We start from the raw sequence: 11,858 nt of genomic DNA, 5'->3' as shown, positions 1-11,858 counted from the left end.
CGCAACCCCCCAGTCCGTATCCGTCTGACTGAACGCCCCGGTATCGCTGCGTCGACGTCACGCTCAAGTCTTGTCCCAGCTTCCCACGACAGACAGTCGCCCATGGATGCTCTAATTTTTGCGGCGTGTGGGAAGCACGGCGAACGGGAAGTTTCGTGTGTGTATCGGAGGACCGCAGCCCTTTGTTGCTGCGGGTTCCATCATACCTGCGCCCGAACCCCGCTCTGTCTTCGAGTTTCGAAGCCCCTCCGTTTTTATCGTGCGAAACACTGTTTGCGACTCCGTGCTCCAGAGTCGTCAACCCTCTCCGAAATGATAAACAGCAGGTTACTCGATGCACTTCAGCGAATTGATGGCAGTTCTTTCCACGCACGCTATCCGTCTTCAACAGGAAGAAGACGATCTGGTGATTCTCGGTGACGACGAGGGGCTGGACAGTGCCACTCTTGAAAGCCTGAGCGTGCACAAGGCGGAACTGCTTACGCTGGTGGCTCGAATGGGCGGTGACTGGCTCAGCCCGGCCTTTCGCATTACTGCAGACATGCTGCCGCTGGCCAATCTGAGCCAGGAAGCGATTGACAGGATCGTCGACGCGATACCGGGTGGGGCTGGCAATGTGCAGGACATCTACCCGCTGGCGCCCCTGCAGGAAGGAATTCTCTATCATCACCTGACGGCCGGGCAGGGCGACCCCTATGTATTGCGGGCTTTGTTCGGCGCCGAGAGCCGCGAACGTCTCGACGACTTCGCCCAGGCACTGCAGGCGGTGATCGAACGCCATGACATCCTGCGCACGGCGATGGTCTGGGAAGGCCTCGACGAACCGGTGCAAGTGGTGTTGCGCGAAGCAACGCTGGCTGTGGATGAGCTGACGCTGGACGCGGCTGGCGGCGACATCGAAATCCAGTTGCACGAACGCTATGATCCCCGGCATTTCCGGCTCGATCTGCGCCAGGCTCCGTTGATGCGCATGGTGTGCGCTGAAGATCCGGCCAACGCCCGCTGGGTCGCTATCCTGCTGTTCCACCACATAGCCATTGACCACGCTGCGCTGGACCTGGTGAAGCACGAGATGCAGGCTTTTCTGCTCGGCGAAGGCCATGCCTTGCCCGAAGCAGTGCCTTATCGTAACTACGTGGCACAGGTCCGACTGGGTGTCGGAGCTGATGCTCATGAAGGTTTTTTCCGCGAGATGCTGGCCGACATCGATGAGCCGACGCTGCCGTTCGGCGTGCTCGAAACGCCGGGCAGCGATCCACTGATCGAAGATGTGCACCTGCCCGTCGATGACGCATTGAGCGCGCGCCTGCGGACACAGGCCCGGCAGCTTGGGGTCAGTGCCGCGAGCCTGCATCACCTCGCCTGGGCGCGGGTGGTGGGTGCGCTGTCGGGCAAGTCGGATGTGGTTTTCGGCACGGTGCTGATGGGCCGGATGCAGGGCGGCGATGGCGCTGACCGGGCGTTGGGCATGTTCATCAACACCTTGCCGTTGCGGGTAAAGCTCGAAGGGCATGCGGTGCGTGAAGGGGTCAGAACCACCCATGCACGGCTGACGGCCTTGCTCGGTCATGAACATGCGTCGCTGGCCCAGGCCCAGCGTTGCAGCGGCGTGGCCGCACCGGCGCCGTTGTTCAATTCGCTGCTCAATTACCGTCACAGTGCCAGCGAATCGGTGGCTTCGGCCGAAGCGCTGCAGGCCTGGAACGGCTTGCAGAGTCTGGGCAGCGAGGAGCAGAGCACTTACCCGATCACCCTGTCGGTGGATGACCTGGGCCAGGGCTTCAGCCTGACGGTTCAAGCCCTGGCGCAGATCGGTGCACAGCGGATCGGCGAGTACATGTTGACGGCACTCGGCGCGCTGGTAGAGGCGCTGGAGCAGCAGCCGCAAACCCCGTTGCAGCGTCTGCAAGTCCTCTCTCCAGCCGAACGCCAGCAAGTGCTGCATGACTTCAATGACACGGCACGCGACTACCCACGCAATAGCAGCCTGCAGGAACTTTTCGAACAACAAGTGGCGGCGCAGCCTGATGCACTGGCTGCTGTACAGAATGACCAGTGCCTGACCTACCGGGAATTGAACGGTCGCGCCAACGCGCTGGCTCGTCACCTGGTCGACCTCGGCGTGCAACCGGGCGAGCGGGTGGCACTGCTGCTGGAGCGCTCCCTTGATCTGCTGGCCGGTCAATTGGCGATTATCAAATGTGGGGCGGTGTATGTGCCGCTGGACACCAACGCCCCCGCCGAACGTCAAACGTTCATGCTGCAAGACTGCGGCGCGCGGCAGATGTTGACGCTGGCTCGCCACGACCTTCCCGAAGGCATTCAGCGGATTGACCTTGACCTGCTGGAACTGCAAAGCGATGCGCCCAACCCGGTACCGTCAGCGTCCGCCGAGTCGGTGGCCTACATCATGTACACCTCCGGTTCCACCGGCATGCCCAAGGGCGTACTGGTGCCGCACCGTGCTGTCAGCCGGCTGGTGCTCAACAACGGTTATGCCGATTTCAATGCCGGGGATCGTGTAGCGTTCGCCTCCAACCCGGCTTTCGACGCCAGCACCCTGGATGTATGGGCGCCGCTGCTCAATGGCGGCTGCGTGGTCGTGGTCGAGCAGTCGGTGTTACTGTCACTTGACGAGTTCCGCGCGCTGCTGCTTTCTCAGTCGGTCAGCGTGCTGTGGATGACCGCAGGCCTGTTCCATCAATATGCCGACGGCCTGATGAAGGCCTTCGCCAGATTGCGCTACCTGATCGTCGGTGGTGACGTGCTGGACCCGGCAGTAATCGCCCGGGTGCTGGCAGAAGGCGCGCCGCGACACTTGCTCAACGGCTACGGCCCGACCGAAGCGACGACCTTTTCCACGACCCATGAGATCACCTCGGTCGGCAACGGCGGTATTCCCATCGGCCGCCCCATTGGCAACAGCCAGGTCTATGTGCTCGACGCCCTGCGCCAACCGGTGGCGATGGGCGTGGTCGGGGAGCTTTATATCGGCGGGCAGGGCGTGGCCAAGGGTTACCTGAACCGCCCGGAGCTGAACGCCACACAGTTCGTCGCCAACCCTTTCAGCGATGACACTGGAGCCCTGTTGTACCGCACCGGCGACCTTGGTCGCTGGAACGCAGACGGGGTTGTCGAGTATCTGGGCCGTAACGACGACCAGGTGAAAATCCGTGGTTTCCGTATCGAGCTGGGTGAAATCGAGGCGCGTCTGGTCGAATGCCCTGGCGTCAGAGAAGCCGTGGTGCTGGCCCGCCAGGACGAACCTGGACAGAAACGCCTGGTGGCGTACGTGGTCGGCGAAGAAAACAGCGCCTTGTCAGCGGTCGAACTGCGCCGCGAACTGGCGGCTTCTCTGGCCGAATACATGGTGCCAAGCGCCTTCATGGTGCTGGATTCTTTCCCGCTGACCGCCAACGGCAAGCTGGATCGCAAGGCCTTGCCGGTACCGGACGCCGACGCCTACGCCAGCCGCGAATTCGAGGCTCCCGAGGGTGAAGTGGAAATCACCCTGGCGCGCTTGTGGTCCGAATTGCTCAACGTTGAGCGCGTCGGCCGTCACGATCACTTCTTTGAGCTCGGCGGGCACTCGCTACTGGCCGTCAGCCTGATCGAGCGCATGCGCCAGGCGGGCCTGAGCGCCGATGTACGCGTGCTGTTCAGCCAGCCCACGCTGGCCGCACTGGCCGCAGCCGTCGGCGCAGGCCGTGAAATCAATGTGCCAGCCAACCTGATTGGCAAAGACTGCGAACGCATCACTCCAGAGCTGTTGCCGCTGGCGAGTCTGACCCAGGCGCAGATCGACCAGGTGGTGGCCACCGTGCCCGGCGGCGTGGCGAATGTTCAGGATATCTACGCGCTGGCGCCGTTGCAGGAAGGCATTCTTTATCACCACATGGCAGCCGAGGTCGGCGACCCCTATGTGTTGCAGAGCCAGTTTGCCTTTGATGACAGCGAGCGCCTGGACGCCTTCGTTCAAGCCTTGCAGATGGTTATCGACCGTCATGACATTCTGCGTACCGGGGTGGTCTGGGACGGTCTGGACTCACCGGTGCAGGTGGTCTGGCGCCAGGCGCAGTTGCACCTTGAAGGGCTTGAGCTTGACCCGGCAGACGGTGAGATCGGCGCGCAACTGCATCGCCGCTTCGACCCGCGTCACTACTGCCTCGATATGACTCAAGCGCCACTGATGCGCCTGGTCTATGCCGAGGACCCGCTCAACCAGCGAATCACCGCGATGCTGCTGTTCCATCATATGGCCCTGGATCATATGGCCATGGACGTGGTGCAGCATGAAATGCAAGCCTGGCTGCTTGGCGAGAGCGAAACCTTGTCGACACCAGTGCCATACCGCAACTACGTGGCTCAGGCGCGTCTGGGTGTCAGCCAGGCTGACCATGAAGCGTTTTTCCGCGACATGCTGGGTGATATCGACGAACCGACGCTGCCGTTCGGCCTGCAGGATGTGCAGGGTGATGGGCGTGATATCGAAGAAGCCGTCCTTACCGTGGACAGCCAGCTGAACCTGCGCCTGCGTGCTCAGGCCCGACAACAGGGGGTGAGTGCCGCCAGTCTGGTCCACCTGGCCTGGGCCCAGGTGCTGGGCAAGGTTTCCGACCGTCGCGATGTGGTGTTCGGCACCGTACTGCTGGGCCGTATGCAGGCCGGTGAAGGCGCCGACCGGGCACTGGGGATGTTCATCAACACCTTGCCGCTGCGGGTTGCCGTGGGCGGGCAGGGCGTACGCGCCGGGATCAAGGCGACACACGCGCAACTCACCGCGTTGCTCGCTCACGAACATGCATCGCTGGCGCTGGCTCAGCGTTGCAGCGGTGTTGCCGCACCGACGCCACTGTTCAGCGCGCTGCTCAACTACCGCCACAGTGCGGTTGGCAGCGTGTCCGAACGTGCCGTACAGGCCTGGCAGGGTATTCATGCCCTGAGCAGCGAAGAGCGCACCAACTATCCATTGACGTTGAACGTCGATGACATGGGTGACGGCTTCAAACTGGCAGCGCTGGCGACGAACGCGATCGGTGCGCAGCGCGTGTGCGGTTACATGCACACGGCTCTGGAGCATCTGGTGGATGCTCTAGAGCTAATGCCACAAGCGTCGTTACAAGGTTTGTCTATCCTGCCGGCTGTCGAGCGTGAGCAGTTGCTGGTGGGTTTCAACGACACCGCGCTGGATTACCCGCACGAACAGACCATTCACGGCTTGTTCGAAGCACAGGCCGAGCGCACCCCGCAGGCGCTGGCAGTGGTCCACGGCGAGCAGCGCCTGACGTATCGCGAGCTCAACGAGCAGGCCAACCGCCTGGCCCATGCCTTGCGCAAGCAGGGCGTGCAGCCGGATTCCCGCGTCGGTATCTGTGTCGAACGCGGCGCGGAAATGGTCGTCGGTTTGCTGGCGATTCTCAAGGCGGGCGGCGGGTATGTGCCGCTGGATCCGGCCTATCCAGTGGAACGTATTGCCTACATGCTGCAGGACAGTGCGCCTGCCGCCGTGCTGGCGCAGTCGGCGACTGAAGCGTTACTGGCCGACGCTTCGGTGCCAGTGATCAACCTTGATTTGGGCAACTGGCAGGACGAATCCGTCCAGAATCCGCAGGTGCCGGGGCTGACTTCGGCGCATCTGGCGTACCTGATCTATACCTCGGGCTCCACCGGTCTGCCGAAAGGCGTGATGATCGAACACCGCAACACCGTGAACTTCCTGACCTGGGCGCACAGTGCTTTCGACGCTTCTGCGCTGGAAAAAACACTGTTCTCGACCTCGCTGAACTTCGACCTCGCCGTCTACGAGTGCTTTGCGCCGCTGACCTCGGGTGGCAGCATCGAGGTGGTCAAGAACGTGCTGGAGCTGCAACACGGCGAACACAATATCGGCCTGATCAACACCGTGCCGTCGGCGCTGAAAGCGCTGCTGGACGTTGATGGCCTGCCGGAATCGGTGCACACGGTGAACGTGGCCGGTGAAGCGCTGAAGCGCAGCCTGGTCGAATCTCTGTTCGAAAAAACCGGCGTCCAGCGCCTGTGCAACCTCTACGGCCCTTCGGAAACCACCACCTACTCGAGCTGGGTGGCGATGGAACGCGAAGACGGCTTCGCTAAGCACATCGGCAAGCCGGTCGGTAATACGCAGTTCTATCTGCTGGACGAGCAACAGCAGCCCGTGCCACTGGGTGTTGCGGGTGAAATCTACATCGGCGGTGCCGGTGTGGCACGGGGCTACCTGAACCGCGACGACCTGACCGCCGAACGCTTCCTCAAGGATCCGTTCAACCAAAACCCAGCAGCACGCATGTACCGCACTGGCGACCTGGGTCGCTATCTGCCAGACGGCAATATCGAATACCTCGGTCGTAACGACGATCAGGTGAAAATCCGCGGTTTCCGTATCGAATTGGGCGAGATCGATGCACGCCTGGCCAAACACCCGGCGGTCCACGAAGCCGTGGTCACTGCCCGCGAAGACATTCCCGGCGACAAGCGTCTGGTGGCTTATTACACCCTGGCGGCGGGGCATACCTCGGTAGACATCAACAGCCTGCGCAGCCATTTGCAGGAAAAGCTGCCCGAGTACATGGTGCCGGCCATTTACGTGCTGCTGAAGGCCATGCCTCTGACACCGAATGGCAAGCTCGACCGCAAAGCCCTGCCGGCGCCGGACAGCGATGCACTGATCAACCGCGACTATGAAGCTCCACAGGGCGAAACCGAAACGCAGATCGCGGCCATCTGGCAAGACCTGCTGGGCGTGGCCAGGATCGGGCGTCACGACAACTTCTTCGAACTGGGCGGACACTCGCTGCTGGCGGTAAGCCTGATCGGGCGTATGCGCCAGTTGGGCCTGAGCGCCGATGTGCGCGTGCTGTTCAGTCAGCCAACCCTGGCCGCACTGGCTGCTGCAGTTGGCGGTAGCACGGACATCGTGGTGCCGGCCAATCTGATCACCGAGGATTGCCAACGCATTACGCCCGACCTGCTGCCACTGGCCAGCCTGACCCAGGCGCAGATCGATCAGGTGGTCGCCACAGTGCCGGGCGGCGTGGCGAATGTGCAGGACATCTATCCACTGGCACCGTTGCAGGAAGGCATTCTCTATCATCACATCGCTGCCGAGCAGGGCGATCCCTATGTGCTGCAGGCCCATTTCGCCTTTGATGACCGCGCGCGCCTGGATGCTTTCGTCCAGGCTTTGCAGACGGTTATCGATCGTCACGACATTCTGCGCACCGGTGTAGTCTGGAAAGGCCTGGACTCACCCGTGCAGGTGGTCTGGCGCCACGCACAATTGCCTCTTGAGATGCTGCAACTCGACCCGGCAGCCGGTGATTTCAGCGCGCAACTGCACAGCCGCTTCGACCCGCGTCACCACCGCCTTGATGTCACTCAGGCACCGCTGATGCGCCTGGCCTATGCCGAAGACCCGCTGAATCAGCGCATCTGCGCGATGCTGCTGTTCCATCACATGGTCCTCGATAACATGGCGATGGCCGTGGTACAGCATGAAATGCAGGCCTGGCTGTTGGGCGAAGCTCAAAACCTGTCGACACCGGTGCCATACCGCAATTATGTGGCCCAGGCACGCCTGGGCGTCAGCCAGGCCGATCACGAAGCGTTTTTCCGCGACATGCTCGGTGATGTGGACGAGCCGACGCTGCCGTTCGGTCTGATGAATGTGCAGGGCGATGGGCTTGATATCGAGGAAGCCAACCTTGCGCTGGCCCCTCGGTTGAGCCTGAGACTGCGCGCTCAGGCCCGACAACAGGGTGTGAGCACCGCCAGTCTGGTGCACCTGGCCTGGGCTCAGGTATTGAGCTCGGTTGCAAACAGACAGGACGTGGTGTTCGGCACCGTACTAATGGGCCGGATGCAGGCCGGGGAAGGCGCCGAGCGGGCATTGGGGATGTTCATCAATACCTTGCCGCTGCGGGTTTCGGTGGGCGGGAAAAGCGTGCATGACGGGGTCAAGGCCACTCATGAACGCCTGACTGCCTTGCTGGCCCATGAGCATGCTTCGCTGGCGCTGGCTCAGCGTTGCAGCGGCATTCCCGCACCAACGCCACTGTTCAGTTCGCTGCTCAACTATCGCCATAGTGCGCCTGGCAGCGTATCCGAGCGGGCGAGCCAGGCCTGGCAGGGTATTCATACGCTGAACAGCGAAGAACGCACCAACTACCCATTGACCTTGAACGTCGATGACTCCGGTGAAGGCTTCAACCTGAACGTACTGGTCACCGGCGCCGTGGGTGCCAAACGGGTCTGCGCTTACATGCAGACCGTGCTGGAACATCTGGTGGATGCGCTTGAGCAGTCACCGTCTGCGGCCCTCGACAGCCTGTCGATCCTGCCTGCTGCCGAACGTGCGCAGTTGCTGGTGGGGTTCAACGACACAGCAATGGATTACCCGCAGCAGCAGACCATTCATGGCTTGTTCGAAGCACAGGTCGAGCGCACCCCGCAGGCGCTGGCAGTGGTCCACGGCGAGCAGCGCCTGACGTATCGCGAGCTTAACCAGCAGGCCAACCGCCTGGCCCATGCCTTGCGCAAGCAGGGCGTGCAGCCGGATTCCCGCGTCGGTATCTGTGTTGAACGCAGTGCCGAGATGGTCGTCGGTTTGCTGGCGATCCTCAAGGCGGGTGGCGGTTATGTGCCGCTGGATCCGGCCTATCCAGCGGAACGTATCGCCTACATGCTGCAGGACAGCGCTCCGGCGGCAGTTTTGGTTCAAACAGCTACTCAGGGCCTGCTGGCCGACGCTTCGGTGCCTGTCATCAATCTTGATCTGAGCGATTGGCAGGACCAATCCGTCCAGAATCCGCAGGTGCCGGGCCTGACTTCGGCGCATCTGGCGTACCTGATCTACACCTCGGGTTCGACCGGCCTGCCAAAAGGCGTAATGATCGAACACCGCAACACCGTGAACTTCCTGACCTGGGCGCATAGCGCCTTCGACGCCGGGACGGACACTTCGGCACTGGAAAAAACGCTGTTTTCCACTTCGCTGAACTTCGACCTCGCGGTCTACGAGTGCTTTGCGCCGCTGACCTCGGGCGGCAGCATCAACGTGGTGAAAAACGTCCTTGAACTGCAATACGGCGAGCACGATATCGGCCTGATCAACACCGTACCGTCGGCGCTGAATGCGCTGCTGGAAGTCAACGGCCTGCCGGAATCGGTGCACACCGTGAACGTGGCGGGTGAAGCGCTGAAACGCAGCCTGGTGGAATCGCTGTTCGAGAAGACCGGCGTGCAGCGCCTGTGCAACCTCTACGGCCCCTCGGAAACCACCACGTATTCAAGCTGGGTCGCCATGGATCGCGAAGACGGCTTCGCTGCGCACATCGGCAAACCGGTCGGCAATACACAGTTCTACCTGCTGGACGAGCAACAGCAGCCCGTGCCATTGGGCGTCGCGGGTGAAATCTACATTGGTGGTGCCGGTGTGGCCCGTGGCTACCTGAACCGTGACGACCTGACCGCCGAACGTTTCCTGCAGGACCCGTTCAGCCAGCAGCCGGCGGCACGCATGTACCGCACCGGCGACCTTGGCCGGTATCTGCCAGACGGCAATATCGAATACCTGGGTCGTAACGACGATCAGGTCAAAATCCGTGGTTTCCGAATCGAACTCGGCGAGATCGATGCGCGTCTGGCCAAACACCCGGCGGTCCACGAAGCGGTAGTCACCGCCCGCGAAGACATTCCCGGCGACAAGCGTCTGGTGGCCTATTACACCCTGAGCGCAGGGCATGCTTCGGTGGACATCGACAGCCTGCGCGGCTGGCTGCAGGAACAATTGCCGGCCTACATGATCCCGGCAGCCTATGTGCTGCTCGACGCAATGCCGCTGACCCCGAACGGCAAACTCGACCGCAAGGCCCTGCCAGCACCGGACGGTGATGCACTGATCCGTAGCGGCTACGAGGAGCCACAAGGCACAGCCGAAATCACTCTGGCGAAGATCTGGAGCGACTTGCTCAACATCGAGCGTGTCGGTCGCCACGATCACTTCTTTGAACTGGGCGGCCATTCGCTGCTGGCGGTGAGCCTGATTGAACGTATGCGCCAGGCTGGCCTGAGTGCCAACGTGCGTAAGCTGTTCAGCCAGCCGACCCTCGCGGCACTGGCTGCGGCGACAGGCGCGGTCGACGAGCTGGTGATCCCGGCCAATTGCATTCCAGCAAACTGCCAGAAAATCACCCCGGACATGCTGCCGCTGATCAACCTGACCCAGGTGCAGATCGATCAAGTGGTCGCTGGCGTGCCTGGCGGCGCGGCGAATGTGCAAGACATCTACCCGCTGGCACCCTTGCAGGCGGGCATTCTCTATCACCACATCAGCGCCGAACAGGGCGACCCCTATGTATTGCAGGCGCAGTTCGCCTTTGACAGCCGCACTCACCTGGATACCTTTGCTCAAACGCTGCAAGCGGTCATCAACCGCCATGACATCCTGCGCACGTCCATGCACTGGGAAAGCCTCGACGAGCCGTTGCAGGTGGTCTGGCGCCATGTCGAGCTCAGCATGGAAGAGATTGAGTTCAACCCTTGCCTCGGTGATATATCCCGTCAGTTGCAAGAGCACCTGGACCCACGCCAGATACGCCTGGATATCCGTCAGGCACCCTTGATGCGTCTGGTGTGTGCTTTGGACACCGTCAACCAGCGCTGGCTGGCGACCTTGATGTTTCACCACATGATCCTTGACCACACCGCGCTGGATCAGGTGCGCTATGAAATGCAGGTCTGCCTGCTCGGTCAGGCCGATCAGCTTGGCGACTCCATCCCTTACCGCAACTATGTCGCTCAGGCCCGACTGGGCCTGAACGAACACGACCACGAGCTGTTCTTCAAGGACATGCTTGGCGACATCGACGAGCCGACGCTGCCGTTCGGCCTGCACGATGTACAAGGCGACGGCAACGCTATCGATCAGGCCCGCCTGATGCTGGACAGCGGTTTGAGCCAGCGTCTGAGGGTTCAGGCGCGGCAACTTGGGGTCAGCGCGGCAAGCCTGATCCATCTGGCGTTCGCGCAAATGCTGGGTCGCCTCAGCGGACGTGAACACGTAGTGTTCGGCACCGTATTGATGGGCCGGATGCAGAGCGGCGAGGGTGCCGAACGAGCCCTTGGCATGTTCATCAACACCTTGCCGCTGCGCGTGGACTTGGGCGAACAGGGCGTGCGTGACGGGGTCAAGGCCACGCATCGGCGGTTGACCGGCTTACTCGGGCACGAGCATGCGTCACTGGCGCTGGCCCAGCGTTGCAGCGGCGTAGTCGCACCGGCGCCGTTGTTCAGCGCCTTGCTCAACTATCGTCACAGCAGCGTAGCCGTGACCGATGAAGCGCTTACCGCCTGGAATGGCATGCAGTCGCTGGCGCTGGACGACGAAGAACGCACCAACTACCCATTGACCGTCAATGTCGACGATATGGGCGAAGGCTTCCTGTTCACCGCGCTGGTGGCCGCGAGCATCGGCGCGCAGCGTCTTTGTGACTATCTGCAGTTGGCAGCAGAAGGGCTGGTCGATGCGCTGGAACAGGCGCCGCAAACTCCGTTGCGCGCCATTTCGATACTGCCGCTCAACGAACGTACGCAGTTGCTCGAGCAATGGAACGAGCCTGGCAAGCACTACGCCAATGACACACCCATCCACCAGCGATTCGAAGCCCGCGCTGCAGAACGGCCAGACGCCGTAGCGCTGATGTTCGAAGAGCAGACCCTGAGCTACGGCGAACTCAACGCGCGTGCCAACCAGGTCGCTCATCGCTTGCTGGCATTGGGTGTACGCCCTGATGATCGCGTGGCGATCTGCGTGGAACGTGGCCCGGCGATGATTATCGGCT

The 11,858-nt window shown here is 61.9% G+C and carries 1 pseudogene; it reads left to right on the top strand.

Annotated elements, in window-relative coordinates:
• Window positions 1-334: 334 nt before the first annotated feature.
• Window positions 335-11,858: pseudogene (gene sypC, locus LIX91_RS24200) on the top strand (syringopeptin non-ribosomal peptide synthetase SypC); the annotation flags it as partial.

The sequence above is a fragment of the Pseudomonas sp. B20 genome (assembly GCF_020515755.1).
GTDB lineage: Bacteria > Pseudomonadota > Gammaproteobacteria > Pseudomonadales > Pseudomonadaceae > Aquipseudomonas > Aquipseudomonas syringae.
Note: the sequence above shows the minus strand (reverse complement) of the source record. Positions and strands in the feature narration are given on the sequence as shown.